Raw genomic sequence first — 447 nt, 5'->3', positions numbered from 1 at the left:
AGCTTTGGAGTATCCTCAGGTTTTCTGATGTCGTCACCATAATGTCGCTCGTCTGGAAGCTTAGGAGTTTCTTCTGGTCTGACATCATCACCATAATGTCGCTCATCTGGAAGTTTAGGTGTTTCCTCTGGTTTCTCTTCGGGCTTAGAAAGGAGGGTTTTCGGTAGTCGAGGGTCAATTGTTGTACCTGCTCCCGATTTAATAGTAATAGTCGGAATATTATCAGCTGAGACAGAAGTCGTAGAGGCAAGTACCCCTACTCCTAGCAAGCAGGAAACCATGCTGATAGGTAGCTTCTGCTTACTAAGTCTATGCTTGTACTTCATTTGGTTTGCTAACATTGTTTTCTTTATTGTCCTTTCCTTTTTTTACATAAAACACTTCTAAAAACAATAAATCAAGTAAAATTCTAATCGTTCATTTCTATTTCCTCCTTATTTTATAACT

General features: G+C 39.1%; 1 protein-coding gene. It reads right to left on the bottom strand.

Features of this window, described 5'->3' with window-relative positions; all coding sequences use genetic code 11:
* On the bottom strand, positions 1 to 326 hold a 326-nt coding region (locus DVK00_RS22160), incomplete at its 3' end, for a hypothetical protein (protein ID WP_233560873.1).
* Positions 327 to 447 lie beyond the last annotated feature (121 nt).

It is taken from the genome of Haloarcula sp. Atlit-47R (genome assembly GCF_003665985.1).
Lineage (GTDB): Archaea > Halobacteriota > Halobacteria > Halobacteriales > Haloarculaceae > Haloarcula > Haloarcula taiwanensis.
This window is presented reverse-complemented; position numbering and strand designations above follow the sequence as displayed.